The sequence below is a fragment of the Rhizobium sp. WSM4643 genome (assembly GCF_025152745.1).
Classification (GTDB): domain Bacteria; phylum Pseudomonadota; class Alphaproteobacteria; order Rhizobiales; family Rhizobiaceae; genus Rhizobium; species Rhizobium leguminosarum_I.
Map to the genome: position 1 here is coordinate 3828778 of NZ_CP104040.1, position 23738 is coordinate 3852515.

At 61.3% G+C, this 23738-nt stretch carries 22 protein-coding genes; 12 read left to right on the top strand and 10 right to left on the bottom strand.

Going from position 1 to position 23738, the window contains the following annotated elements; genetic code table 11:
* Positions 1 to 284: 284 nt before the first annotated feature.
* The 5 genes from N1937_RS19000 (at position 285) to N1937_RS19020 (ending at position 5932) form a co-directional block, all read left to right on the top strand.
* The gene (locus N1937_RS19000) at positions 285 to 1886 is read left to right on the top strand and encodes an adenylate/guanylate cyclase domain-containing protein (RefSeq protein ID WP_260056749.1); all 1602 of its coding nucleotides are present in this window, start codon (positions 285 to 287) and stop codon (positions 1884 to 1886) included.
* 177 nt (positions 1887 to 2063) lie between these two features.
* The gene (gene rpsU / locus N1937_RS19005; RefSeq protein ID WP_003542939.1) at positions 2064 to 2279 is read left to right on the top strand and encodes a 30S ribosomal protein S21; all 216 of its coding nucleotides are present in this window, start codon (positions 2064 to 2066) and stop codon (positions 2277 to 2279) included.
* A 134-nt stretch (positions 2280 to 2413) separates the two neighbouring features.
* Entirely contained in the window at positions 2414 to 3283 is an 870-nt protein-coding gene (locus N1937_RS19010; RefSeq protein ID WP_260056750.1) for a tetratricopeptide repeat protein, read from the top strand.
* Positions 3284 to 3731: 448 nt separating this feature from the next.
* Positions 3732 to 5387, top strand: coding sequence for a sensor histidine kinase (locus N1937_RS19015; protein WP_170259843.1), 1656 nt, complete (start codon positions 3732 to 3734; stop codon positions 5385 to 5387).
* Between the two features lie 62 nt (positions 5388 to 5449).
* On the top strand, positions 5450 to 5932 hold the full coding sequence (locus N1937_RS19020; RefSeq protein WP_170257557.1) for a DUF992 domain-containing protein: 483 nt from the start codon (positions 5450 to 5452) through the stop codon (positions 5930 to 5932).
* A gap of 66 nt (positions 5933 to 5998) precedes the next feature.
* Here the strand turns inward: N1937_RS19020 and N1937_RS19025 are convergent, their stop codons facing one another.
* The 6 genes from N1937_RS19025 to N1937_RS19050 form a co-directional block, all read right to left on the bottom strand.
* Complete coding sequence (locus N1937_RS19025) at positions 5999 to 7393, bottom strand: NAD(P)(+) transhydrogenase (Re/Si-specific) subunit beta (protein ID WP_222294183.1); 1395 nt, start codon at positions 7391 to 7393, stop codon at positions 5999 to 6001.
* Positions 7394 to 7399: 6 nt separating this feature from the next.
* Complete coding sequence (locus N1937_RS19030) at positions 7400 to 7798, bottom strand: proton-translocating transhydrogenase family protein (RefSeq protein ID WP_017967908.1); 399 nt, start codon at positions 7796 to 7798, stop codon at positions 7400 to 7402.
* Positions 7798 to 8946 (bottom strand): Re/Si-specific NAD(P)(+) transhydrogenase subunit alpha, encoded by a 1149-nt coding sequence (locus N1937_RS19035; protein ID WP_222294185.1) that lies wholly within the window; start codon positions 8944 to 8946, stop codon positions 7798 to 7800. The genes N1937_RS19030 and N1937_RS19035 overlap by 1 nt, the downstream gene beginning before the upstream one ends.
* Positions 8947 to 9102: 156 nt before the next feature.
* Complete coding sequence (locus N1937_RS19040) at positions 9103 to 9327, bottom strand: aa3-type cytochrome c oxidase subunit IV (protein WP_003552834.1); 225 nt, start codon at positions 9325 to 9327, stop codon at positions 9103 to 9105.
* Positions 9328 to 9550: 223 nt separating this feature from the next.
* On the bottom strand, positions 9551 to 10303 hold the full coding sequence (locus tag N1937_RS19045) for an N-acyl amino acid synthase FeeM domain-containing protein (RefSeq protein ID WP_017967911.1): 753 nt from the start codon (positions 10301 to 10303) through the stop codon (positions 9551 to 9553).
* Positions 10304 to 10448: 145 nt separating this feature from the next.
* Positions 10449 to 12752 carry a putative bifunctional diguanylate cyclase/phosphodiesterase gene (locus N1937_RS19050; protein ID WP_162116942.1) on the bottom strand — a complete coding sequence of 768 codons (2304 nt, stop codon included), beginning with the start codon at positions 12750 to 12752 and terminating at the stop codon, positions 10449 to 10451.
* A 329-nt stretch (positions 12753 to 13081) separates the two neighbouring features.
* Here N1937_RS19050 and N1937_RS19055 point away from each other — a divergent pair, with 329 nt between their 5' ends.
* Positions 13082 to 13621 (top strand): TRAP transporter small permease subunit, encoded by a 540-nt coding sequence (locus N1937_RS19055; protein WP_026154543.1) that lies wholly within the window; start codon positions 13082 to 13084, stop codon positions 13619 to 13621.
* Positions 13622 to 13642: 21 nt separating this feature from the next.
* On the top strand, positions 13643 to 15136 hold the full coding sequence (locus N1937_RS19060) for a TRAP transporter large permease (RefSeq protein WP_222294187.1): 1494 nt from the start codon (positions 13643 to 13645) through the stop codon (positions 15134 to 15136).
* Between the two features lie 79 nt (positions 15137 to 15215).
* On the opposite strand, the gene N1937_RS19065 is transcribed toward N1937_RS19060, so the two are convergent.
* Positions 15216 to 16322: a TRAP transporter substrate-binding protein gene (locus tag N1937_RS19065; protein ID WP_017967915.1), complete on the bottom strand. Its 1107-nt coding sequence runs from the start codon at positions 16320 to 16322 to the stop codon at positions 15216 to 15218.
* A 293-nt stretch (positions 16323 to 16615) separates the two neighbouring features.
* Here N1937_RS19065 and N1937_RS19070 point away from each other — a divergent pair, with 293 nt between their 5' ends.
* A complete protein-coding gene (locus N1937_RS19070; protein WP_260056751.1) occupies positions 16616 to 17395 on the top strand; it encodes a gamma-glutamyl-gamma-aminobutyrate hydrolase family protein in 780 nt (259 codons plus the stop codon).
* A 65-nt stretch (positions 17396 to 17460) separates the two neighbouring features.
* Here the strand turns inward: N1937_RS19070 and N1937_RS19075 are convergent, their stop codons facing one another.
* From N1937_RS19075 to N1937_RS19085, 3 genes are all read right to left on the bottom strand, one after another.
* Positions 17461 to 18417: a 2-hydroxyacid dehydrogenase gene (locus N1937_RS19075; protein ID WP_260056752.1), complete on the bottom strand. Its 957-nt coding sequence runs from the start codon at positions 18415 to 18417 to the stop codon at positions 17461 to 17463.
* Between the two features lie 28 nt (positions 18418 to 18445).
* Positions 18446 to 19468, bottom strand: a complete 1023-nt coding sequence (locus N1937_RS19080; protein WP_017967918.1) for a LacI family DNA-binding transcriptional regulator — start codon at positions 19466 to 19468, stop codon at positions 18446 to 18448.
* 116 nt (positions 19469 to 19584) lie between these two features.
* Positions 19585 to 20097: a MarR family winged helix-turn-helix transcriptional regulator gene (locus N1937_RS19085; RefSeq protein ID WP_017967919.1), complete on the bottom strand. Its 513-nt coding sequence runs from the start codon at positions 20095 to 20097 to the stop codon at positions 19585 to 19587.
* 85 nt (positions 20098 to 20182) lie between these two features.
* Between N1937_RS19085 and N1937_RS19090 the strand changes: the two genes are divergently transcribed.
* The 4 genes from N1937_RS19090 to N1937_RS19105 all read left to right on the top strand — a co-directional run bounded on the left by N1937_RS19090 (position 20183) and on the right by N1937_RS19105 (position 23721).
* Positions 20183 to 20971 carry a creatininase family protein gene (locus N1937_RS19090; protein ID WP_162116935.1) on the top strand — a complete coding sequence of 263 codons (789 nt, stop codon included), beginning with the start codon at positions 20183 to 20185 and terminating at the stop codon, positions 20969 to 20971.
* A 147-nt stretch (positions 20972 to 21118) separates the two neighbouring features.
* Positions 21119 to 22219, top strand: a complete 1101-nt coding sequence (locus tag N1937_RS19095) for a CobW family GTP-binding protein (RefSeq protein WP_260056753.1) — start codon at positions 21119 to 21121, stop codon at positions 22217 to 22219.
* Positions 22219 to 23208 (top strand): WD40 repeat domain-containing protein, encoded by a 990-nt coding sequence (locus N1937_RS19100; protein ID WP_260056754.1) that lies wholly within the window; start codon positions 22219 to 22221, stop codon positions 23206 to 23208. Before N1937_RS19095 ends, N1937_RS19100 begins: the two co-directional genes overlap by 1 nt.
* Before the next feature lie 15 nt (positions 23209 to 23223).
* The gene (locus N1937_RS19105; RefSeq protein WP_260056755.1) at positions 23224 to 23721 is read left to right on the top strand and encodes a GNAT family N-acetyltransferase; all 498 of its coding nucleotides are present in this window, start codon (positions 23224 to 23226) and stop codon (positions 23719 to 23721) included.
* Positions 23722 to 23738 lie beyond the last annotated feature (17 nt).

A 23738-nucleotide genomic window follows, 5' to 3' on the forward strand; every position in this document is an offset into this window, starting at 1 on the left:
GATCTCACCGGGTGTCCCCTCCCACGGCCGGCAGGGCGATCCGCACCTGCCGGCAGACAAGCTACGCCGCTTTCCTCCCAAACGCCATTCGCAGATGCATCCCGGGCGGTCTCTTTTCAGCCTCCCGCATTTCGTTTTCCGGGGACCGGCAGGGAACCGTCTTCAATACGGCCACGCCTCCGGATTTCGCCGGGCTTTTGCCTGGATGAAAAGGCTTCAACCTTGCCCGGCGCGCGGTGAAATGCTCTTGTAACGATCGATAATCGAATGCTCTTTCGAGAAGGGTGAAGGTCGCCGTGATTTCCGAATCCGCCCCACGCCGAAGCGGCTACTGGCTGATTATCGTCGTGCTGGCAATGCTCGCCGGGCTGCCGCTTGCCGTCTGGCTTGATATCAGCGATCTCTCGGGCAACACCCTACGGCGCCAGGCCGGTGACATGAGCTCGCTGATATCGAGCATCCGCTCCTATTATTCCACGAATGTCGTGGGGCGCGTTCTCGCCGCCCATGCCAGCGGCGCGACCGAGGGCACGGTGGTCTCCCACAACTATGCGAATATATCAGGCGCCATCCCGCTGCCGGCCACGCTTTCCCTGGAGCTCGGCGACGTCATCAAGGAGCAGCAGGCCAATATCACCTATCGTTTCGTCTCCGACCTGCCGTTCAGAAGCCGCGCGTCCCACGAGCTCGACGACTTCGAGAAAAAAGCGCTCGCCGCGTTGCGCGCCAATCCGCAGCAGACCCTGAACGAGCTCACCCGCGTCGGATTGACCGATACCTTGCGGTTCATCACCCCCGTCGTTATGGGCCAGGCCTGTGTTGCCTGCCATAATACCCACCCCGAAAGCCCGAAGACCGATTGGAAGGTGGGCGACGTGCGCGGCATTCAGGAAGTCATCATCAGGCAGCCCTACGCTAGCAACGTCTTCGCCTTCAAATACCTGCTCTGCTATTTTCTTTTCGTCGCCGTCATCGGCATCAGCTTCATTGTGCTCCAGCGGCAGCAGACGCGCGCGATCCACAGCGCCAACCAAGATCTGGAAGCGGCGAACGAATTCCTCGCCAGCGTTTCGATGAAGATTTCGCGCTATCTCTCGCCGCAGATCTACAAGAGCATCTTCTCCGGCCAGAAGGACGTGGTGGTCCATACAGAGCGCAAGCGCCTGACGATTTTCTTCTCCGACATCAAGGACTTCACGGCGACGACCGAGCGCCTGCAACCGGAAGCCCTGACGGAGATGCTCAACGAATATCTGACCGAGATGTCGAACATTGCCCTGGAGCATGGCGGCACGGTGGACAAGTTCATCGGCGACGCGATGCTGGTCTTCTTCGGCGATCCCGACACCAGAGGCCCCGAAGAGGATGCGAAAGCATGTCTGCGCATGGCCGTCGACATGCAGCGCCGTCTCGGCGAACTCAAGGACAGATGGCGCAGAAACGGCACCGAAGAGCCTTTCGTCGTCCGCATGGGTGTAAACAGCGGCTATTGCAACGTCGGCAATTTCGGCAGCAACGACCGCATGGACTACACGATCATCGGGGCGGAGGCCAATCTCGCAGCCCGGCTGCAATCGATCGCCCAGGGAGGAGAGATCGTCATCAGCTACGAAACCTACGCGCTGGTGAACGAAATCGTCGACGCCCATCCCCTGCCGCCGATCACCATGAAGGGCATACAGCGCGAGATCGTGCCCTATGCGGTGGATGGGTTGACGCTCGGTGCGGACCACAAAAGCCGAGTTCTCAGCGAGCACCTCTCGGGCCTTGACCTGCATTTGGATATGAGCCGGCTGGAGCCTGCCGATCGCCTCCGAGTGAGGACGGCTCTCAAGGAGGCGATCGCCGCGCTGGACGAAACCCTGCCCGAAACCGCCGGATCGTGACCGGATATCGGGCAAGCATGATTTTTCCGTGCGCCTCCCATCTCCATCTGGACTTCCCGTGCCCAATCTGCTATCCCGCATCACCAATCGCAAGGCTGCGGCCGCGCGAACGTTATTGTTTTGCCTCTGGCCGCTGCGCCGCCTCCGGCATCAACCAACCAAAGGAACGTGATTCTCGTGCAGGTACTTGTCCGCGATAACAATGTTGATCAGGCTCTCCGCGCTCTCAAGAAGAAGATGCAGCGCGAAGGCATTTTCCGCGAAATGAAGATGCGCGACTACTACGAGAAGCCGTCGCAGAAGCGTGCTCGCGAAAAGGCCGAGGCTGTTCGCCGTGTTCGCAAGCTGGCCCGTAAGCGCGCTCAGCGCGAGGGTCTGGTTGCAGCGCGCTGAGCATTTCCGTCGTTTTTTCGACGTTTTCAGATGCATTGTGGCGGGGGCGATGGGTTCGCCGCCGCCTTTTTTAGTTTGCCGCTGAGGATTGCATATCCGCGCACCGGATATGCCGCATGGGGAAAGCGAGCCGAATGGCTGTCAACATCTTCAAACCGTCCCGCGCTTTGCGCTTGCAGAAAATGGCATTCCTGCCCGCTTTGGCGCTGGCAGCAATGTTCGGGCTCGCCGGCTGCGAGACGACCAATACCTCGGATGCCGTGATTAGCATCGATAAGGCGCAGGGTTCGGAAGAGAACATCGCCTCGCTGACGGCGGTCATCAACGCCAATCCGAGGGATCCCGAAGGTTACAACGTCCGTGGTTCCGCCTATGGTCGCGCTGGCCAGTTCCGCCCGGCGCTGAACGATTTCAACACGGCGCTGCAGATCAATCCGCGGTTTTTCCAGGCTTACGCCAACCGCGCCCTCGTCTATCGCAATATGGGCCAACAGGCCCAGGCGATTGCCGACTACAATGCCGCCCTGCAGATCAATCCGAGCTACGACGTTGCCTATATCGGCCGTGGCAATGTCTACCGCATGGCCGGCCAAGACGACCAGGCCTTCAACGATTTCGACAAGGCGATCCAGCTCGGCACCACCGATGGCCGCGCCTATCACAATCGTGGCCTGATCTATCAGAAGCGCAATCAGCAGGATAAGGCGATCGACGATTTCTCGAAAGCGATCTCGCTCGCGCCGAATTCGCCAGAGCCCTATAATGGCCGCGGCATTTCCTATATCGCGCTGAACGACGATGACAACGCCTTTGCCGATTTCAACCATGCGATCGAGCTCAACGGCAACATCGCCGAATCCTGGGCCAACCAGGCGCTCGTCTACGAACGCCGCGGCGACAAGGCGAAGGCGGCCCGCTCCTATCGCCACGCGGTCGGCCTCGATGCCAAATACCAGCCGGCTCGCGACGGGCTTGCCCGCGTCGGCGTGGCCCCAGCCGGCTAAAGACATAATTGAGCGGCCCGAAGCATCGCGCGGACCGCAACCGCCATTTACCGGTCGCACCACCTATCGGACACCGGCAAAGGCCCTGATGATTCAAGCGAATCTTCCGGCTTTGGATATCATCGAGGTGATATTGTGCCACGCCAGGCGGTGGAAGCGACGTGGCGCAAAGTCAGTCGCACCGCCTTGCCAAGAGAAGCCGAAAAAGCGTCTGTCGTCGTCGATGGCCGGTCATAGTATGTTGCAACCTGCTCTTGCTCCCCCTAACATGGACCTGCTTCGATAGCCCGCTATCGGACGTTTGAACACGTGTTGGGGGCGGTTTGCGAGAGATGTGGATCTTTGCTGTCCTGGCCGCAAGCGAAAAACGTTGCGGGCCACGCGCATTACAGCGCTGCGCGTCTTTTCAGACGCGCAAAGGACATTGCGACATTTTGAATTGCGGCAGATGAAGATCGTCGCGCTGTTCTTTCCGAAAGCCTCGATCGGAACCTACCTCGTCGCCATGGCGGTGGCGATCGCAGTGCCGATCTTCGCCTTCGTGGCGCTGCTTCTGCTGCAGCTGGAGGATAACCAGCGTTCGACGCTGAAGCGCGAGACGGCCCAGGATGCGCTTGCCCTTTCGCGCATCATCGACCGCCAGCTTCAGGACATGGCAACGACCCTGCGGCTGCTTTCGAGTTCGCCGGAGCTTGAAAACGGCAATCTCGCCTCCTTCCACGAGCGCACCGAAACAGCCCTTAGAGACAACACGCTTTTCGTCATCGCCGTGGACCGCACCGGCCAGCAGCTACTGAACACGCGCCAGGCGTTCGGCACGCCGCTCGGCAAGACGGCGAATATGACAGCCCTCGAAGCGGCCATGGCTTCCGGTCGCATCGAGGCATCGGACGTCTTTCGCGGCCGGACCAGCGGCGAATGGGTCTACAACGTCACCCTGCCACGTAAGAATGATCCGGTTGCGGCCCTCATCATCACGCAGGACGCCAAAGATCTGGGCAAGCTCGTGACCACCGAAGGCCTTGCGCCCGGCTGGTCGGCGGCCGTCATCGATGAGAGCGGCCACGTCGTTGCAGCCACCGGCCCTGCCAATCTCGAATCCGGCACGCCCTTCGATCCACGCATTCTGCCGGCGCTCACCGCGCCCCGCGGCGTCTTCCAAGACGAGAAGATCCTGCCGCACATGCTGCTCGGTTATGCCCAAATTCCCGGTTGGTCGTGGAAGACGGTGATCTGGGGACCGATCGCCCAGGCGTCGATCCTCAGCACCTGGCGTTTCCTCATCATCGGTGGCGTGGCACTGGTGCTTGTCGCCGTCCTGGCTGCCTATGCCGTCGCACGGCAGGTGCGCACTACCATCCGCGATATCGCCGACATGGCGAACCGCATGGGTGAAGGCCATATCGTCTCACCGGTCGAGACCAGCGTCATCGAGGCGAACCAGGTGGCGATTGCCCTTTCGAATGCCTCTTTCGACCGTAGCCAGACCGAAGACCGGCTGCGTTTCGTCATGCACGAGCTCGTCCACCGCACCAAGAATCTTCTGACACTTGCCCAGGCAATGATGCGCCAGCTCGCCAAGCAGTCAGATAGCGTCGAGACCTTCCGCGCGGCCGTCGCCGACCGCCTCGAGGGGTTGGTTCGGTCGATCGAGCTCCTGACTAGCGAACAATGGGGAGGCGTCTCACTGCGGCGGGTCGTCGACATCCATTTGCACGCCTTCCCGCAATCGCGCGAGCAGATCGACATCAGCGGCGAAGACTTCGTGCTGAAACCGGATGCCGTGCAGAATCTCGGTCTCGCCTTGCATGAACTCGCCACCAATTCGGTGAAGTACGGTGCGCTCTCCGTACCGCAAGGCCGTGTCCGCTTCGAATGGCGCGACGTCAAGGAGGAAGACAAGCCGGAGGCCCTGCTCCGCTTCACCTGGGAAGAGCGCGGCGGCCCACCGGTCACCGAGCAGCCATCGCGCTCGGGCTTCGGCACGACCGTTATCAAAGCCCATGCCGCCTCCGCCTTTCGCGGCACGGTTGAGATCGACTTCCGGCCCGAGGGCCTATTATGGGTGCTGACGGCGCAGCGCGCCACGCTGGAGCGGGAATAAAAGTCCCGGAACAATCGCTACCTCCACCCGTTTCGGACAGGTCGTTCCAAAGGAGAAAGACCATGTTCAAGCAAACGATGATCGCCGCCGCGGCATTGACGGCCGCTGCCTGGGCGAGCCCGGCGGGCGCGGAAAACTATGTCACGCTTGGCCGTCTTGTCTGCGGATCCGATGGCGGCCAGGGTCTGATCGTCACCTCGCAGAAGAACCTCATCTGCACCTATACGCCGGCGGCCGGCGGCGCCAAGGCGGTCTATGCCGGCAAAATCGAGAAATTCGGCCTCGATATCGGCCAGACCGGCAAGAGCGTCATGATCTGGCAGGTGCTGGCAAAGACCGGCACGGATATTCCGCAATTCGCCCTTGCCGGCGAATATTACGGGATCGGCGCCGACGCAAGCATCGGTGCAGGCGCCGGCGCCAAGGTCATCGCCGGCGGCACCGACAGGGCCTTCATGCTGCAGCCGTTGAACGTCCAGGCTCAGGAAGGTCTGAACCTGGCGATCGGCGTCGAGAAGATGACACTCGTGCCCGGCGAGACCTGATGAAAGCGGCCGGCCAGCCAAGCATGAATCAAACAGCCACCCAAAGGGCGGCTGTTTCTGCGTCGATCAATGCGCGAGCGCCTTGTTGATATCCTCGGTCATCTTCTTCGCATCACCGAGCAGCATCATCGTACCATCCTTGTAGAACAGCGTATTGTCGATGCCGGCATAACCGGAACCGAGCGAGCGCTTGACGAAGAGGCAGGTCTTTGCCCGGTCGACGTCGAGGATCGGCATGCCGTAGATCGGCGAGGTCTTGTCGTCGCGCGCCGCCGGATTGGTGACGTCATTGGCGCCGATGACATAGGCAACGTCGGCCTGGGCGAATTCCGAGTTGATATCCTCGAGCTCGAAAACCTCGTCATAGGGAACATTCGCTTCGGCGAGCAACACGTTCATGTGGCCGGGCATCCGGCCTGCGACCGGATGGATCGCATATTTCACCTCGACGCCGTTCTTCTTCAGATTGTCGGCAAGTTCGCGCAGCGCATGCTGGGCCTGGGCGACCGCCATGCCGTATCCCGGCACGATGATGACCTTCGATGCGTTGGCCATCAGATAAGCCGCATCCTCGGCCGAGCCGAGCTTGACCGTCCTGTCCGATGTGTCGGGTCCGCCGGACACCGTCTCGCCGCCGAAACCGCCGAGGATGACGGAGACGAAGGAACGGTTCATGCCCTTGCACATGATGTAGGAAAGGATCGCGCCGGAGGAGCCGACGAGCGCGCCGGTGATGATCAGCGCCAGATTGCCGAGCGTGAAGCCGATGCCGGCCGCGGCCCAGCCTGAATAGGAGTTCAGCATCGAGACGACGACGGGCATATCGGCCCCGCCGATCGGCACGATCAGCAGAACGCCGAGCGCCAGCGACAAGGCCACAACGGCCCAGAAGTCGAAATGGCTTTCGGTGGCGGCAAGCCCGATGATGAAGAGCACGATCAGCACCAGCAGGCTCGCATTGATCACATGCCGGTAAGGCAGCAGGATCGGCTTGCCGGACATGCGTCCGTCGAGCTTCAGGAAGGCGATGATCGAACCGGTGAAGGTCAGCGCTCCGATCGCCACGCCGAGCGCCATCTCGATGCGCGCCTCGGTGTGAATATGGCCGATCTCGCCGATGCCGAACGAGGCAGGCGTATAGAGCGCGGAAGCCGCGACCAACACGGCGGCAAGGCCGACCAGCGAATGGAAACCGGCGACGAGCTGCGGCATCGAGGTCATGGGGATGGTGCGGGCGACATAGGCGCCGACGCTGCCGCCGATGGCAAGGCCAAGGACGATCAGCACGAAGCCGCCGAAATTCGGGGTCGCCAGCACCAGCGTCGTCAGGATCGCGATCCCCATGCCGATCATGCCGTAGAGATTGCCCTTGCGGCTGGTGGCTGGATGCGACAGGCCGCGCAGCGCCAGGATGAAGAGCACGCCGGAGACGAGGTAGAGGAAGGCTGCGATATTGGTCATCAGTCCCTACCGGTCCTTCTTGCGGTACATCGAAAGCATCCGCTGCGTGACGAGGAAACCGCCGAAGATGTTCACCGAGACGAGCACGAGGGCGACGAAACCGAAGCCGGTCGCAAGCCCGCTGGTCGAAATGCCGACCGCCAGAAGCGCGCCGACGACGATGACGGAGGAGATCGCATTGGTGACGGCCATCAGCGGCGTATGCAGCGCCGGCGTCACCGACCACACGACGTAATAGCCGACGAAGATCGACAATACGAAGATGGCAAGCTGGAAGACGAAGGGATCGATCGCCCCGCCGGTGGCGGCACTTGCCGCTTCCGGTGCCTGGGCCGCCGCCGTGATCACGGCGGTCACCGCCTGGTCGAGCTGCTCCAGCGCTTTGTCCATTGCTTCACTGGCCATCAGATGTCTCCCTTCTTCGCGCCGCCGAAGGCGGGATGAACGACGTCGCCGGCATAGGTCAGCATCGTCGCCTTGACGAGCTCGTCGTCGAGATTGACGACGACGCTCCGGGTTTCCTTGTTGACCATAGTCTCGAGGAAGGTGACGAGGTTCTTGGCGTAGAGCGCCGAGGCGCTGGCCGCGACCCGCCCCGGCATGTTGGCGAAACCGATCACCCTGACGCCTTCGACGTCGGCGATCTCGCCGGGGACGACGCCCTCGATATTACCGCCGCGTTCGACCGCGAGATCGACGGCGACCGCCCCTGATTTCATCGAGGCGAGCATGGCCTGCGAAACGAGCCGCGGCGCCGCACGACCGGGGATCAGCGCGGTGGTGATGACGATATCCTGCTTGGCTATGTGTTCGGCAACCAGAGCCGCCTGTTTCGCCTGATAGTCGGCGGACATTTCCTTGGCATAACCGCCGGTCGTTTCCGCCGCCTTGAACTCCTCGTCCTCGATGGCGATGAACTTGGCGCCGAGCGAGGCGATCTGCTCCTTGGCCGCGGGGCGAACATCGGTGGCCGAGACCGCCGCGCCGAGACGCCGTGCGGTCGCAATCGCCTGAAGACCTGCGACGCCGGCGCCCATGACGAAGACCTTGGCGGCCGGCACGGTACCAGCCGCCGTCATCATCATCGGCATGGCGCGGTCATAGACCGCTGCAGCCTCGATGACGGCCTGGTAACCGGCGAGATTGGCCTGGGACGACAGCACGTCCATGGACTGGGCGCGGGTAATGCGCGGCATCAGTTCCATCGCGAAGGCCGAAAGCCCGGCACTTGCCAGTGCCGCGATCGCTTCGTCATTGCCGTAGGGATCCATGATGGCGATGATCACGGCGCCGCTTTTATAGCCGGAGATTTCCGATCCGTTGGGCCGGCGCACTTTCAACACCACATCGGCGGAGGCTGCATCCGCAAAACTGCCGATCCTGGCGCCCGCGGCCTCGAACTCCCCGTCTGGAATGCGCGAAGCCGCACCGGCACCGGCTTCGACGACGACGTCGAAGCCGAAGTTCTTCATCTTCTTCACGGTCTCGGCGGAGGCGGCGACACGCGTCTCCTCGCCCGTGATTTCCCTTGCAACGAAAACGATATTGCCCAACTGCCCCTCCTCCGGGTCAGCCAGACCGCCACAGGCTCACCTGCGCGGGCCAAGCACCTCATTCACAAAGCTTCGGAGAAGTCTCTCCTCCCCCTCAGAGCGCCGTGCGTCCTTTCGGACGCACAAAGAACGCTCTGACCCTCTGATTCTACGCGATCAGCGGAACAGGAAGATGCCGGCGGCGAGAAGAATGATGAAGACGAAGAGGCCACCGAGAAGGCCGGCGCCGCCGAAGAAACCGGCGGTCATCGCAAGCAGGAGGACGATGAGGAGCATCGAGCCGTATTTCGCGCTGGCGATGAACATGTCGTAGGTCTTTTCATGTTCTTTGTAATCCATTGGCGCGCCGGTCTCGACCGGTCCGGTATGATGTTCGGCCATAAATATCGTCTCCCTGATATGCCTCTGCGCTGCCTAATTTCCCTCTAGGCGAGGGAAATCCCTGCCTGCAGGGATTACACAATGACAGGCGAAAGCGCAATGCATGAGAATGCCGCAGGCGCACGTGGCAACCGTCACCTCAAAGCCCCGGAACGGGCCCCGAAGGACGGCTGATTTTGCCTGCTTCCGTCGCCACGTCGTCTCCCCCTCGGGGCAAGGCAGATCACAGCGGCAGATCGGTGCCGAGTTCGCCTGGCGGCACGAAACGCGCCGTCGGAATGATGGTGAGCGGCGGCAGCGTATCGTTGGGATTGCGTGAAAACATCATGCGCTGCTCGCTGGCGCTGGAGATGAAAAAGGGATAGCGCGTCAACAGCTTGCGCCCGACCTCGATCACATTCGTCGCCATCAGCGTCACGTCGACCCCGTAACTCTCCGCCAGTCGGCCGGGCACGATGGTATCGGCATAGAAGACCCGCTTGTAGAAGGCGGCATGCGGGGGCCGGACGGACTGAATAACGCGGTCCGCCCGGAAATGCGCTGCCGCAACGATGGCGGGTCTCAACGTCAGATAGGGAACCCATGGCATCTCGGCGGTGAACTCCGGATCGGCCGCGAACCGCGCCGGGTCGATCAAGGTCAGCCCGGCGTCCAAAAGCTCATCCATCGCCTCGGGAAAGGCTTCTCCGGACCGGCTGATACGATGCTCCGGCGTCACATAGTGAATTCGAATCGTACTGACCAGTTCGCCATAATAGTAGAGGCCGAAGATATAGGCATGGCTGTCGAAGTCGACATCGTCCAATAGGCCTTCCGGGGCAAGCGACAGCGCGTCACGGGCCTTGTAGGCCTTGTAGCGCAGCCGCTCCACTTCCTCCATGTCTTCACCGCTTTCGACACGGCGATATTCGACGTGATCCAGAATTTCCAGTATTTTCCTGCTGAAATCGCCACGCGTAAAAAGTGTGTCTGACATTCTCTCGATCCGCTCGTTAACGGATCATTAATCATATGCCAGCGACACATAGGCAAGAAAATCTACGAGTTTACGTTGAATTTAAACTATTAAGGTTAACAGGGCGCAAGATTTTCGGTTGGATAACCAGTCACTTGCAGGCGGCTCAAGCGACCTTGTTGCGGCGGCGCTGGACGGTGCGGCGGCCGATGCCCTCTTGCAGCAGCCTGATATTCTGGGAAGGGACCGGCTGCGAGAAAACGTAACCCTGCACCAGATCGGCACTACGGTGCTTGTTGAGCAGCGTCAGCTGCTCCTCGGTCTCCACACCCTCGATGACGATCTTCAGGCCCAGTTCGCGGGCGAGATTGACCGTGCCGCGCAAGAGCTTGAGGCGGCGCCCATCCTCGACGATGTTGCGCACGAAGGAGCGGTCGATCTTGACGATATCGAGCGGCAGCGTGTCGAGATAGCTGAGGCTGGAGAAGCCGGTGCCGAAATCGTCGATGGCGATGGTGATGCCCCGGGATCTGAGCTCCGCCAGGATGGCGCGCACGGCCGCCGGCTCGTCGATCAGGCAGCTCTCGGTGACTTCAAGATGCAGCCGCGCCGCGTCGAGGCCGGAATGGGCAAGCGCTTCGGCGACCACAAAGAGAATATCGGCATCGCGCAGGTCCCGCGCCGAGAGGTTGACCGAGACGGCGATATGCTCCGGCCAGTTCATGCATTCGCTGCACGCCTTGAACAGGACGAAACGGGTAATGTCGGAGATGATGCCCATATCCTCGGCGAGCCGGATGAAGACGTCGGGCGGGATCGAGCCCCTCTCCGGATGCACCCAGCGCGCCAAGGCCTCGGCGCACTCGATCCGCGAGCCGTCGGCCCGGAACATCGGCTGGAAGGCGAGATGCAGCGCCTGCGCCGAAACCGCCTCGCGCAGATCCGCCTTCAGCCTCTGCTGCTCGATATAGCGGCCATCCATCTCCCGCTCGAAGCCTGATATGCCGCCCTTGAAGCGCGACTTGCTTTCGAACAGCGCCAGATCCGCTTTGACGCTCCATTCATCCATCGCAAACGCGGTACTTTCGAGAATCGCGTAACCGGCGCTGAGCGAAACGAGGAAGGTCAGTTCGTCGACCGCGTAATTGCCCTGGATTGCAGCGTGCACGCGGCGGATTTCGACGTCGAGCGAAGCCTGCTCCTTCGCATGTGGGAAGAACAGGATGAACTGGTCTCCCATCAACCGGCCGAGGATGGCGTTGCCGGAGGCCTGCTTGATGCGGGCGGCGATGGCGCAGAGCAGGTGGTCGCCCGTAACGTGGCCGCGCATGTCGTTGACATGTTTGAATTCGTCGATATCGAGAACCATGAAGCCGAGCGGCCCGGACTTCCTTTGATGTTTGGCGAGATACTCCTGCACCAGCTGCCCGAAATATTGGCGGTTCGGCAGGCCGGTCAGCGCATCGAAGCGGACCATGTGCATGATCTTCTGCTCTGCCTTCACCCGGCTCGACACGTCCTCGAAGATCAGCACAGCGCCGCCGTCGGCCCTTCGGCTGGCGGAGAATTCGAGCGACAGGCCCTCGGGAAAATGAATGAGCGTGCGCGACAGATTACCCTCTGCCACTTGGGTGAGCTGGCGCAGAATGAGCTCCGGCTGCGAGGCGTCCATGAAGCTGTAGCGCGCGCCATAGCGCAGCACGGCGCCGAGGTCCCGATCCTTCAGCCGCTCTGGCGCGCCGATCTTCAGAAGTTCGCAGGCCTTGCGGTTGACCACCTGGATGCGGTTCTCGGCATCGACCATGACCAGGCCGTGCGGCATGTTGTTGAGCGCCGTATCGAAGCGGTCGGCGATGATGGTGATTTCCCGGCGTGCGATGACGTTCTCATAGAGGAACTCGCGCACGCCATTGGCCATGGCCCGCGTCGTCAGCCAGAAAGGAATGAGGAAGATCGACAGCACGCCGCGATAGAAGTCCATCGCCAGCAGGCTGCAGACGATCATCGGCAGGCAGCAGAAGAAGGTCTGGAGGTCGACTGCGAAGCGCGAGCCGTAGTTGCGGCCAACGACGGAAACCATGGTCGCCATGGTGACGGAAATGCAGGCAAGCTCCGCAAAGGAATCGTGGACGACGAAGATGGCGTAGCCACTGGCGATGCCGAGGAGCGCGGTGGTGCATGCTCCACTGGCAACGAGAATCCGCTCCCAACGCTCGATTCCGGCGTGCGACAGGCTCTGCTTGTCGACACGATCGAACTGCCGGAAGATGGCCATGCGAGCGCCGAAGACCAGAAGGAAGGCGACGGACAGCAGGATGTAGATGGAGTACTGCGTCTTGGCAGCCACTGCAAGGCACGTCGCGACATGGACGATCACGCCAACAAGCAGCGTCATGCGGTTCCCGGAAAGGGAACTCACAAACGACAGATACACATCAATAGGGACCCTGTTCGGGTTATCTGGCTTCATCCACACTTTCCCTGTGCGCGGGAATTCTAAGCCCAACCCTTTAAAAATTGATTTCAACGGAATCAAACATTTGGTCAAATTTTCTAAAACCATAGGGTGAACCGCACAGCCTACGCGCGTTAATACAGCCTGCTGGCGAGATTACTGAAATAATTTATCCACGCGTGGGTTGTTGAAATATTTGACGACCCTACGGACTGGCGAATGCGTCTAAGACTATACTCCAACACGAGGCATTTATCCTTCCAATTTCAAAGGCCGTGGTCTACATCGATTGCAAGAGGGAAAAACTGCCGAAAAACCGGCAGGACAAGAACAAGGGGAGGCGAATGTCGGTACTTCTGGCCGCCAGTCGGCTGATCGACTCGATCAGTCAGTTCATGGGCAAACTTGCCGAATATATGGTGCTGTTCTGCTGTCTGATCAGCGCCGGAAACGCCATCGTCCGCTATGCCTTCAACTACAGTTCGAACGGCTGGCTGGAGATCCAGTGGTATCTCTTCGCCTTCGTCGTCATGCTCGGCGCCTCGCATGCGCTGCGCAACAACGAGCATGTCCGCGTCGACCTGATCTATGGTTCGGTTTCCGATAAGGCGAAGATCTGGATCGACATCGTCGGCCTCATCCTCTTCCTGCTTCCCGCATGCGTCTATCTCACCTGGCTGTGCTGGCCCTTCTTCGCGCTCTCCTTCCACCAGGGGGAAATATCGGGCAATGCTGGTGGGCTGATCCGCTGGCCCGTCAAGCTCATCCTCGTCGCCGGCTTCGCGTTGCTCTCCCTTCAAGGCCTCTCGGAACTGGTCAAGCGGATCGCAGCGCTTGCCGGCCATATCAGCATCGACACGAAATACGAAAAGCCGCTGCAGTAAGGCGGGCTGGGAGACACGGATTTGTTTGATTTCGGCATCATCCCGCCGGCCATGTTCCTCGGCATGGTCATCTTCATGCTCTACGGCTTTCCGGTCGCCTTTTCGCTCGCCGCCGTCGGCCTGTTTTTCGCCATCATCGGCATCGCCACCGGCCATTTCGGCGAGGTCTTCCTGCAGGCTCTGCCGCTGCGCTTCTTCGGCATTCTTTCCAACGACCTCCTGCTCGCCATTCCCTTCTTCACCTTCATGGGTGCGGTGCTGGAGCGCTGCGGGCTGGCCGAAGACCTGCTCGAAGGCACCGGTAAGCTTTTCGGCGGCATACCCGGCGGCCTTGCCTATGCCGTCATCCTCGTCGGCGCCGTGCTCGGCGCGATCACCGGCACGGTGGCCGCCTCCGTCATCACCATGGGGGTGATCTCGCTGCCGATCATGCTGCGCTATGGCTACAATCCGCGCCTTGCCACCGGCGTCATCGCCGCCTCGGGCACGATCACCCAAGTCATCCCGCCCTCGCTCGTGCTCGTCGTTCTTGCCGATCAGCTCGGCAGGTCGGTCGGTGACATGTATCTCGGCGCGATCGGCCCCTCGATTCTGCAGGTGGCGATCTTCGTGCTCTTCATCCTGGTGATGTCGATCGTCCGGCCGAAATCGATGCCGCCGCTGCCGAAGGAGGTGCGCGGCGATTTCAATTGGGCGCTGCTCGTCAAGGTGCTGATGGGCATGGTGCCTTCGATCGTGCTGATCTTCCTCGTGCTCGGCACGATCTTCATGGGCCTTGCGACACCGACGGAGGCAGGAGCGCTCGGCGTCGTCGGCGCCATGCTGCTCGCCGCCATGAACCGTCGCCTCACCTGGCCGCTGATCCGTGAAGCCATGGCATCGACCACGCACATCACATCCATGGTGGTGATGATCCTGATCGGCTCCACCTGTTTCAGCCTGGTCTTCCAGGGCATGGACGGCTCGCGCTGGATCGAGCACATGCTGACGGGGATACCAGGTGGCCCGGTCGGCTTCCTGATCTTCGTCAACATCTTCATCTTCGTGCTCGCCTTCTTCCTCGATTTCTTCGAGATCGCCTTCATCGTCATCCCGATGCTCGCTCCCGTCGCCTCCAGTCTCGGCATCGACCTGATCTGGTTCGGCGTGCTGATCTGCGTCAACATGCAGACGAGCTTCATGCACCCGCCTTTCGGCTTCGCGCTCTTCTACCTGCGTTCGATCGCCAGCAAGGACGTCAAGACCTCGGATATCTACATGGGTGCGCTCCCCTGGGTCGGCATGCAGCTGATCCTGGTGGCGATCGTGATCTTCTGGCCGCAATCGGTAACCTATTGGCTGGATCACGGCCCGAAGGTCGACCCGAACTCGATCAAGATCGAAATCCCGGGCTTCGGCGGCCAGCTCGGCCTGCCGCCGATGGGCGGCGGCGGCAATGGCTCGCCGCAGATCCCCGGCCTGACCCTGCCGCCCCTGAACGGCCTGCCGGGAGCACCGCCGCCACCCGCCCAATAGTCCAGCAAAAAGCAAAACCCCGGACGGAAATCCGGGGTTTTGGTATTACACGCGTCTAAAGCGTCAACGGCGGAAAGCCTTAAAGCTTTCCGGCCCGCTGCTGGATCATCATGAACGTATCGAAGGTGTATTCCGAAAGCTGCATCCAGAGATAGGCGTCCCGTTTGAAGGCGGCCTGGTCGTCGTAGATCTTCTTGAAATACTGGTTCGTGCCCGAGATTTCGCTATAGATGCCCGTCGCCGCCTGGAAGCAGGCTTCCATGATCTCCTGGCTGAACGGGCGCAACGTCGCGCCTTCCGCGACGAGTTGCTTCAGCGCGGTCGGGTTCTTCGTGTCGTACTTCGCCAGCATGTTGGTGTTGGCGAAAGCGCAGGCGTCGGTCAGCGCTGCCTGATAATGCTTGGGCAGGCTGCTCCACTTTTCGAGATTGAAGAACCCATGCACCGTTGGGCCACCTTCCCACCAGCCCGGATAATAGTAGTACTTCGCCACCTTGTGGAAGCCGAGCTTCAGGTCGTCATAGGGACCGACGAATTCCGCCGCATCGATCGTGCCTTTTTCCAGCGCCGGATAGATGTCTCCGCCGGCGATCTGCTGCGGGATGACGCCGACCTTCTCCATGACGCGGCCGGCGAGGCCGGCAATGCGCATCTTGACGCCCTTGAGGTCATCGAGCGTGTTGATTTCCTTGCGGAACCAGCCGCCCATCTGCGCACCGGTGTTGCCGGCCGGCAGCGCATACATGCCCTGTGTGGCATAAAACTCGTTCATCAGCTTATTGCCGTTGCCTTCATAGTACCAGGCATTGGTCAGGCGGCTGTTCAGCCCGAACGGAATGGCCGTTCCGATGGCATAGGTCGGGTCCTTGCCGACGAAATAATACGAGGTGGTGTGGGCTGCTTCGACCGTACCGGCGGCGACGGCATCGACGGCCTGCAGGCCGGGGACGATTTCACCGGCAGCGAAGGGCTGGATCGTGAAATTGCCGTCTGTCGCGGCGGCAACATGCTTGGCAATATCCTCGGCGCCGCCATAGATCGTATCCAAGCTCTTCGGAAACGACGACGTCATGCGCCACGCGATCTTCGGATTCTCTTGCGCGATCGCAGGCGCTGCCAATGCCGTTGCGGCGACCGCACCGGCGCTGGCGGTTCCCGCCTTCTTGAAAAACGAACGACGATCCATCAAAAACCTCCCAAATAGATGACACTGCGCGGCCAATCTCACCCCTACCCGCAGCAAGGGCAAAGCTAAGCATGGCGCAAGCCGCGGTTCAAGCTTTAGTCTATTAGCCTTTGGCATCAAGACGGCAATAAGGCAACGCGCACGTATCCATCAGAATCAGCGGCTTAGCGGTAAACCGGAAAGGCGGGGTGCCTCTTCCGTCGCAATTTGGCCGCCTGATACAGCCAAGCGTTGACTTGGCGGCCGTTCAGGCGGAAGAAACGACGAGAAGAAAGATTTTGACCGGGGCTGATATGACGAAACCGATCGTTGCCATTCCTGCCGATATCCGCAGCTTCGACGGCGCGACCTGGCATGCCGTACAGCATCAATATCTGCGCGCCGCATTGAACGCATCCGGGGTCATGGCCTTCATGATCCCCGCTTTCGAGGAAGGCTACGATACTGACGCGATTCTCGACCGCGTCGACGGCCTGCTGGTTTCCGGTTCGGCCAGCAACGTGCATCCCTCGCATTACGGTGCCGAGGCGAATGACAAGGACGGCCCCTTCGATCCCGCCCGCGACGCCACCAGCCTGCCGCTCATCCGCCGCGCCATCGATCGCGCCATCCCGCTCCTCGCCATCTGCCGCGGCATCCAGGAGCTGAATGTCGCCCTCGGCGGCTCGCTGGCAAGCGAGATCCAGGAGCAGCCCGGCAACTGGGACCATCGCCGGCCGGAAGGTGTCGGCCGGGACGGCATGTACGCCATTCGCCAGACTGTCCATGTCAAGGAAGGCTCCTGCATCGCAGGCATTCTCGGCCCGGGCGAGATCCGCGTGAATTCACTGCATCGCCAGGCAATCGCCAGGACCGCCCCGGGCCTGCAGGTGGAAGCGATCGCCGAGGATGGCACGGTGGAGGCCGTTTCCGTCATCGACGCCAAGGCCTTTGCCGTCGGCGTGCAATGGCATCCGGAATATTGGGCTGAAACCGACAAGTCTTCGAACCAGTTGTTCGCCGCTTTCGGCGACGCCGTCCGCAGCTATGCCGCGGCCAAGCTACCGTTCATGTCAGCACAGGCGATCGCATGACGGCGCGGCGCCCGCGAAGCGCTATGCCTGTTACTCGGTAACTACCGTCCGCCGAGCCAACCCGCTTAAGCCTTCTGCGGTGTCTCTGGCACCGGTGTCAAAGCCGCACCCTTTTCGAACCAGGCGATGAGATTGTCGGCGACGAGATCGGCCATCGCATTGCGTGTCGGCACGGACGCGGAGGCGACGTGCGGCAGCAGTACGGCATTGGCCGGCTCAAACAGGTCGGCCGGCACCGTGGGCTCTTCATAGAAGACGTCCAGACCGGCAGCACCGAGCGCGCCGGAAGCAAGCGCGGCACTCAGCGCCTCCTCGTCCACCGTCCAGCCGCGGCCGACATTGACGAGGATGCCGTCAGGGCCGAGTGCTGCCAGAATATCGGCATCGATCGTCTTGTGCGTCTGCGCCGTCTTCGGAACGATGGCGATCAGCGTATCCACCGCTTCCGCCAGCCCCTTCAACGTCGAGTGATAATCGTAGGATACATCGGCATGGCGTGAACGCGTGTGATAACTGATCTTCACCTTGAACGGCTCCAGCCGCTTGGCGATTTCGAGCCCGATGCGGCCAAGGCCATAAAGCCCGACATGGCGGCCCTTGAGCGAGAAGCGCGACAGCGGATAGGCCGTGCCCGGCTTCCAGTTGCCCGCACGCAGCCAAGCTTCGGCCCGCGGCAATTCGCGAACCGTGTTCAGCAGCAGGCCGATCGCCGTATCGGCGACCTCGTCATTCAGCACATCAGGCGTATTGGTGACGACGATGCCTTTCTCTGCGGCGTGTTTCACATCGATGCCGTCATAACCGACCCCGAAATTGGCGATCACTTCAGCATGCGGCAGCTGCTCCATCCAGGCGCCCGCGAAGGAACCGGAAACGGCGACGCCGCGGATACGGCCGGCGGTCTCGCTGTCCAGCGCAAGCTTCTCCTCGCGTGCGACCGCAATAATCTCAAAACGATCCTTCAACCTTTCGAGAACACGCTCGTGTATCTTCCCAGGAACGAGAATGGCGATGCGGGACATGGCTTTCCTCTTGGATGGCGGTCTTGATTCAGGCGCGGGGCCGATGGGGACTGGTGGACTGGCGGATGCGCATTTCCGGCTTGATCAGATGCATGCCGTCAGGCTCATGGCTGCCGGCAAGGCGATCGAGCAGCGCCCGGGCTGCCAGGCGCCCGACCTCGGCCTGACCGTTCCAGACAGTCGTCAGCGCCGGCGTAGCGATCGAGGCCTCCTCGAGATCGTCGTAGCCGGTGACGGAAATATCGCCTCCCGGCACGAGGCCGGCGCGCGCAATGCCGTTCATCAGGCCGATCGCCACGAGATCGTTCCAGCACACGGCTGCCGTCGGCTTCTGCGGTAGCGAAAGGAAATGCACTGCAGCCTCGAAACCGCCCTGTTTCGAGCGCGGACCGGGAATACGCAGGTTCGGATCGACTTCGATGCCGGCCTTGCGCAGCGAATTGACATAGCCCTGGTAGCGATCGCGGCCGGTGGATGTCTGGTCCGTGCCGCCGATCATGGCGATCGAGCGATGACCGAGGCCGATCAGGTGGTTGGTGGCGAGCGAAATGCCGTAGCTGTCGTCGCCGCGATAGGTCGGCAGGTCCTGCCCTTCCATCGAGCGGGCGACCAGGATCGCCGGCATGCCGTTCTCTTCCGCCAGCTGCACGTCCTCAGGCGGCGTACCGATTGCCGGCGACATGATGACGCCGTCACCGCCGAGCTGCAGCAGCGTCTCGATAAATGTGCGCTGCTTTTCGACATTGTCGTAATGGTTGGAAAGGATGAAGGTGTGGCGGCTGCGGTCGAGTTCGCTTTCGATCGCCTTCAGGATCTCGCCATAGAAGGGGTTCATGATGTCGTGCACGACGACGCCGATGATGCCGGAGCGCGAGGTACGGAGGCTGGCGGCACGGCGATTGTAGATATAGCCGAGCGCGCGCGCCTGTTCCTTGATCTTCTCCCTGGTATTGCCGGCAACGAGCGGACTGTCGCGTAAGGCAAGCGATACGGTCGCCGTTGAAATGCCGAGCGTTTCGGCGATTGTCGAAAGCTTGATCTTCTGGACCACGTGTCCTCCTCCAGGCAGCACGCAAGCGACAAGACCCCGCCGTCAAACCGGCGCGGCCCTTAAAATGTTTAATTAAAAGATTTAATCGGTGGAAGCAATTCGTCTTTCGGGAAATTTCAGTCTTCGTCCGGTTCTTCGACAGGAATGGCTTCGGCTTGCAGATTGGCATCGATCGCCTTCAGCAGGCGGACCAGATTGCGGATTTCCTTCTCAGAGAACTCTTGCGTCGCCAGCCTGTCGCAGGCCGAAGCCGCCATCTCGATCCCCTGCACGCTGCCTCGGCCGAGGTCGGTGAGATAGACCTTGGTCAGGCGTGCATCCTCGGCATCGGGCTTGCGCTCGAGAAAGCCCTGCGCCTCCATGCGGCCGATCGTGCGCGTCATCGTCGGCGCCTTGACGCCGAGCTTCTGGGCAAGGCCGCCTGCCGTCATGCCGTCACTTTCGGCAAGCGAGAGGATGACACCATCCTGGCCGGCATAGAGGCCGCTTTCAAGCAGGTTGCGCGAGAGCACCGTCCGCATGGAACGCGCCGCCTGGGTCAGAGCCGGGGAGAGATCGACCAGCGTATACTCGGTCTGGTCCTTCTTCTTGGACTTGTTCTTTTTGCCGTCCTTGTGCTTCTTTCCCATAGCCATCCCTTTGATCTTTAAGCCCCGACGCCGCTGCGATATGACATTGCCCAGGATCTCGTCATAAACAAGAGGCAACGACCGGATGATGACACCTTCGCCGCGCTTCGAGGACAGCAGTCCGGCCTTTGCACCTGACGGGCGTCATCCGATCGCCGTGTTGCCGCTCGGTGCACATGAACAGCACGGCCCCCACCTGCCCTTCGAAACCGACACTCTGATTGCCGAAGGCATCGCCGGGCGATTGAAGATAGCCTTGCCCGCCGGCCTGCCGGTCACCTTCCTGCCCGCCGAATCCATCGGCTATTCCATAGAGCATATGGATGTTGAAGGAACGAAGACGCTTGCGTTCGACGAAGCTGTAATCCGCTGGCTCGGCATCGCCGAAGGTCTGGCGAAGCAGGGCATCCGCAAATTCGTGATGCTGAACGCCCATGGCGGCAATTCGCCCGTCATATCGGTCGTCGCGACCGAGGCGCGGGTCCGCTTTGCCATGCTGGCGGTGGCGACGAGCTGGACCCGTTTCGGCGTGCCGGATGGCGCGGTCACGCCGGAGGAAAAGGCGATCGGAATCCATGGCGGCGAAATCGAGACCTCGGTGATGCTGGCGTTTCATCCCGATAAGGTCGATATGGCGAAGGCGGCGGACTTCTCCTCGCGACAGACGGAATTCGCCGAGCGTTTCAAGCATCTGCGCGCCTACGGGCCGCACGCCTTCGGCTGGAAGATGTCGGACCTTAATGCCGAAGGTGTGGCGGGCAATGCCGCGGCCGCAACGGCAGAGAAAGGTGAGGCGCTGATTGCCCATGCGGTAAATGGGCTGGTGGAATTGCTGAGCGATGTCGATGCATTCGACGTCACGCAACTCCGGTGAATACGGTCATCTGCACTGGCCAGACAATGTGATCTTATAACATTATAAAACCCTTTGAACTGCCACGCTCAAGCCATTATATGAGACCAACCGTTCAAGCAGCCGATCCCAAGCCGCTCGGCCGCACGCCTAATCCTAGAGGTTCTCATGACCGACGCGATCTCCACCCTGAAGCCTATTCCCGTTACCGTGCTCACCGGTTATCTCGGCGCCGGCAAGACGACGTTGCTCAACCGCATTCTCTCCGAAAATCACGGCAAGAAATATGCGGTCATCGTCAACGAGTTCGGCGAAATCGGTATCGACAACGACCTGATCGTCGAGTCGGACGAAGAAATCTACGAGATGAACAATGGCTGTGTCTGTTGCACGGTGCGCGGCGACCTGATCCGCGTCGTCGAAGGCCTGATGCGCCGTCCCGGCCGCTTCGACGGCATCATCGTCGAAACGACAGGCCTTGCCGATCCGGTGCCGGTCGCCCAGACCTTCTTCATGGATGACGACGTGCGCGCCAAGACCGAGCTCGATGCCGTCGTCGCCCTCGTCGATGCCAAGCACCTGCCGCTGCGCTTGAAGGACAGCCGCGAGGCCGAAGACCAGATCGCCTTCGCCGACGTCGTCATCATCAACAAGAGCGACCTCGTGACCCCGGAAGAACTTGATGTAATCGAGGATATCGTCCGCGCCATCAACCCGGCCGCCCGCGTCTATAAGACCAGCCGCTCGGGCGTCGACCTCGCCCGCGTGCTCGATCAGGGCGCCTTCAACCTGGAACGCGCGCTCGAAAACGATCCGCATTTCCTTGAGCACGGCCACGATGACCATGTCTGCGGCCCCGATTGCGATCATGACCATCATGACCATGACCATGACCATGATCATCACGGTCATCACGACCATCATCACCATGGCGCCCATAACCATGGTGCAATGTCGGCGATCCACGATGTAACGGTGCAGTCGGTGTCGCTGCGCGGCGGCGAGATGAATCCGGAGCGCTTCTTCCCGTGGATCCAGAAGATCACCCAGACGCAGGGGCCGAATATTCTGCGCCTCAAGGGCATCATCGCCTTCAAGGACGATCCCGAGCGTTACGTCGTTCAGGGCGTGCACATGATCATCGAGGGTGATCACCAGCGGACCTGGAAGGAAGGCGAGAAGCACGAGAGCCGTCTCGTCTTTATCGGCCGCGAACTCGACCGCGAGAAGCTCGAAGCCTCCTTCAAGGCCTGCGGGGCAGCCGCCTGATGCCGACAGTTGCACCGCTTGATCTCGACGGCCACGTTCTGGCCGTCGAATTTTTAGGTGATGTTCCCTTCTTCGCAAGCGCAAACGGTACATTCCACCGGCTGGATGGCGGCGACAGGGTTTCCGAAGCCCACCAGGGCATGCTCACCGCCATCCGCGACCCCTACAGCGAGAGCCTGATCTCAGGCGGCGAGGATGGCAAGGTACTGCGCATTGCCGCCGACGGCAGCGTCAGCGAGATCGCGACCGCGCCGCGCAAGTGGATTTCGCAGGTCGCAGCCGGGCCTCAGGGTGCCGTTGCCTATTCCTACGGCAAGAGTGCGCTCGTGCGCCTGGCCGATGGCACGACCAAGGAATTCCCCGAGGAGCGCACGGTCGAAGGCCTTGCCTTTGCACCGAAGGGCCTGCGCATCGCAGCGGCGCGCTACAACGGCGTGTCGCTGCATTGGATCGGCATGAACGCCAAGCCGGTCGATCTGGAATGGAAGGGTGCGCATACCGGCGTCACCTTCTCGCCGGATGGCAATTTCCTCGTCACCTCGATGCAGGAAAACGCACTGCACGGCTGGAAGCTAGACATCAAGCCCGGGACCGAAGCCCGCCATATGCGCATGACCGGCTACCCCGCCAAGGTGAAATCACTCTCCTGGTCGGTCAAGGGCAAGTGGCTCGCCTCTTCAGGCGCGCCTGCGGCAATCGTCTGGCCCTTCCAGGGCAAGGACGGGCCGATGGGCAAGGCGCCGCTGGAGCTCGGCACTCGCGCCAATATCATGGCGACCGCGGTGAAATTCCATCCGCTCGAGGACATCCTCGCCATCGGCTTCATCGACGGCATGATTCTGGCCGTGCGCATCGCCGACAGCAAGGAAGCGCTGCTGCGCCGACCTGGTAAGGGCGCGATCACGGCGATGAGCTGGAGCAAAAACGGCAAGCTGCTCGCCTTCGGCTCCGAAGCCGGCGACTGCGGCGTCATCGATATTTCGGCCTGAGCCCCGCTGCCGGCAATGGACGACGCCCTGGCGAAACCTGAAATCGTGACGCTGACGGCCGACCACATGCAAGCCGCAGCCGATATCAGACGTGTCGCCCTTTGGCAGCGGCTGCCCAGGCTGCCGAATGTGCATACGCCCGAGGAAGAGGAGCAGTACTGGCGCATGCATCTGCTGCCGAATTGCTCGATCCTCGGCGCAGCCATGGGCAACCGGCTCGTCGGTGTCATCGCCTACGGCGACAACTGGATAGAGCAGCTTTACGTTCTCCCCGATTTCCAGGGCAAGGGCATCGGCTCCCTGCTTCTCGGCTGCGCCAAGGAGGAGATGGACGAGATCAGGCTCTGGACGTTCCAGCGTAATGCGGGCGCTCGCGCTTTCTACGAACGGCACGGTTTTGCCGCCGAGGAGGAGACCGATGGCGCCGACAACGAAGAACGGGAGCCTGATGTGCTCTATCACTGGCGCCGGCTTCCGGAGCTGACACCGGACCTGCAACCGTCGGACGGCTAGACGACAATCAGGGCTGC

Excerpts from the sequence above, each read along its gene's own strand:
- N1937_RS19010 (WP_260056750.1), top strand. The coding sequence starts at position 2,414 with ATGGCTGTCAACATCTTCAAACCGTCCCGCGCTTTGCGCTTGCAGAAA.
- N1937_RS19015 (WP_170259843.1), top strand. The coding sequence starts at position 3,732 with ATGAAGATCGTCGCGCTGTTCTTTCCGAAAGCCTCGATCGGAACCTAC.
- N1937_RS19020 (WP_170257557.1), top strand. The coding sequence starts at position 5,450 with ATGTTCAAGCAAACGATGATCGCCGCCGCGGCATTGACGGCCGCTGCC.
- N1937_RS19025 (WP_222294183.1), bottom strand. The coding sequence starts at position 7,393 with ATGACCAATATCGCAGCCTTCCTCTACCTCGTCTCCGGCGTGCTCTTC.
- N1937_RS19030 (WP_017967908.1), bottom strand. The coding sequence starts at position 7,798 with ATGGCCAGTGAAGCAATGGACAAAGCGCTGGAGCAGCTCGACCAGGCG.
- N1937_RS19040 (WP_003552834.1), bottom strand. The coding sequence starts at position 9,327 with ATGGCCGAACATCATACCGGACCGGTCGAGACCGGCGCGCCAATGGAT.
- N1937_RS19045 (WP_017967911.1), bottom strand. The coding sequence starts at position 10,303 with ATGTCAGACACACTTTTTACGCGTGGCGATTTCAGCAGGAAAATACTG.
- N1937_RS19050 (WP_162116942.1), bottom strand. The coding sequence starts at position 12,752 with ATGAAGCCAGATAACCCGAACAGGGTCCCTATTGATGTGTATCTGTCG.
- N1937_RS19055 (WP_026154543.1), top strand. The coding sequence starts at position 13,082 with ATGTCGGTACTTCTGGCCGCCAGTCGGCTGATCGACTCGATCAGTCAG.
- N1937_RS19065 (WP_017967915.1), bottom strand. The coding sequence starts at position 16,322 with ATGGATCGTCGTTCGTTTTTCAAGAAGGCGGGAACCGCCAGCGCCGGT.
- N1937_RS19070 (WP_260056751.1), top strand. The coding sequence starts at position 16,616 with ATGACGAAACCGATCGTTGCCATTCCTGCCGATATCCGCAGCTTCGAC.
- N1937_RS19075 (WP_260056752.1), bottom strand. The coding sequence starts at position 18,417 with ATGTCCCGCATCGCCATTCTCGTTCCTGGGAAGATACACGAGCGTGTT.
- N1937_RS19085 (WP_017967919.1), bottom strand. The coding sequence starts at position 20,097 with ATGGGAAAGAAGCACAAGGACGGCAAAAAGAACAAGTCCAAGAAGAAG.
- N1937_RS19090 (WP_162116935.1), top strand. The coding sequence starts at position 20,183 with ATGATGACACCTTCGCCGCGCTTCGAGGACAGCAGTCCGGCCTTTGCA.
- N1937_RS19095 (WP_260056753.1), top strand. The coding sequence starts at position 21,119 with ATGACCGACGCGATCTCCACCCTGAAGCCTATTCCCGTTACCGTGCTC.
- N1937_RS19100 (WP_260056754.1), top strand. The coding sequence starts at position 22,219 with ATGCCGACAGTTGCACCGCTTGATCTCGACGGCCACGTTCTGGCCGTC.
- N1937_RS19105 (WP_260056755.1), top strand. The coding sequence starts at position 23,224 with ATGGACGACGCCCTGGCGAAACCTGAAATCGTGACGCTGACGGCCGAC.